This is a genomic window from Photorhabdus sp. CRCIA-P01 (genome assembly GCF_003545805.1).
GTDB classification, from domain to species: Bacteria; Pseudomonadota; Gammaproteobacteria; order Enterobacterales; family Enterobacteriaceae; genus Photorhabdus; species Photorhabdus antumapuensis.
In genome coordinates, this window is the sequence record NZ_NMQR01000173.1 from 1 (window position 1) to 1363 (window position 1363).

General features: G+C 62.6%; 2 protein-coding genes. One reads left to right on the forward strand and one right to left on the reverse strand.

Annotated elements, in window-relative coordinates; translation table 11 throughout:
* Positions 1 to 357: 357 nt before the first annotated feature.
* Entirely contained in the window at positions 358 to 627 is a 270-nt protein-coding gene (locus D3222_RS24595; RefSeq protein WP_118988351.1) for a hypothetical protein, read from the forward strand.
* Here the strand turns inward: D3222_RS24595 and xerC are convergent.
* The coding region (gene xerC, locus D3222_RS24600) for a site-specific tyrosine recombinase XerC (RefSeq protein WP_118988352.1) at positions 607 to 1363 on the reverse strand (757 nt) is incomplete at its 5' end. The genes D3222_RS24595 and xerC overlap by 21 nt on opposite strands.

The window sequence follows — 1363 nt, forward strand, 5'->3', positions numbered from 1 at the left end:
TGCGACGCTCTGAGGCACTGTGGCTTCGGGTTGCGCATGGCCTTGCATGACCACACGGTTTTGTTCAGGGAAGCCCCCCGGGGGGCTGCACGGGGCGGCGATGGCGAGCACGGCAACGAGCAACGGAGCGCAGCGCAGTGTGAGCCGCGCGCAGCCAGTGAAGCAGGGTTGGGGCGGGGGGCGGTAAATTAGCGGAGGCCGCAGGCCGACCTGCCTTCAGGGGTGTTGGCTGGACGATAACGCGGCAGCTAAAGAAGAACTTGGGGTTGCCGATGGCCGGCTCAGCGGCTTACAGCAGAAGGCGTCAGCCTTGTGCGTCGCACCTTGCGATGCTAACCCGCGGGGGCGCCAGACATAATGCCAATTATACGCATTAAGCCGCTCATGGATGCTCAAGCTGTTACCTTTGCTCATCGGCGCAGTGCGTATAATTCCCCCGCATTATGTTCAATAGGCGTTGGGCGGCCTGTACCGGCTCAGCGGGGACGCCAGCGGTTAAGCCGCCTGACGACTATTTACCCCCGCGTGCGCCGAGGCCGACGGGCAGTCCGGCCACGGTCTGCCCCCACACCGAACCCGCCTGACTCAACGGGGGCGGGCGGACGCTCAGCGGCTATCRGTGGTTGAGGTCGGCTCTGAACTGTCCGGCGGCGTGTCCGTGTCGGCGTACAGGTCGGCCAGTAAACCCACCTCATCGGCGTCGCCGGCTTTTTCGTCTGCCATCTGCTCCGCAGGATGCGTACTGGCGTGCACCGCCTGCAAAGCCCGGATGGAGACCTGCGTATACACCTGGGTKGATTCCACGCTCGCATGGCCTAACATGGCCTGTATCCAGCGCAGGTCCGCCCCGTTCTCCAGCATCTGGGTCGCCATCGCATGCCGAAACAGGTGGCAGGCACCTTTTTTCTCAATGCCGGCGGCCCGGATATAACCGCTCACGGCATGCGTGATACCGTTCGGCTGCAACCCGTCGAGACCGTCCATTGCCACGAACAGCGACTGGATGTCCGGGGTGACCAGCAGTTGCGGGCGAACCTGCTGCTGATAGAACCGGAGCCAGTTTAAGGCYCGTTCGCCGAGGGGCAATACCCGGTCTTTATTCCCCTTGCCCTGCCGGATGGTCACCGTTTTGCGTGACCCGTCAATGCTGTAGATATCGAGCCGGGCCGCTTCACTGCGTCGTATCCCTGTTGACCAGAGCAGCTCCATCAGGGCCCGGTCGCGCGCGCCCTGCAACGTATTTGGGTCAGGCAGCGACAGGATATGCTCGATTTCATCAATGCTCAGGATATACCGCGGCAGGCGTTTTTCTTCCCGCGGCAACTCAATGTCCGCTGCCGGGTTCGCCAGTATCAGGTTCTGT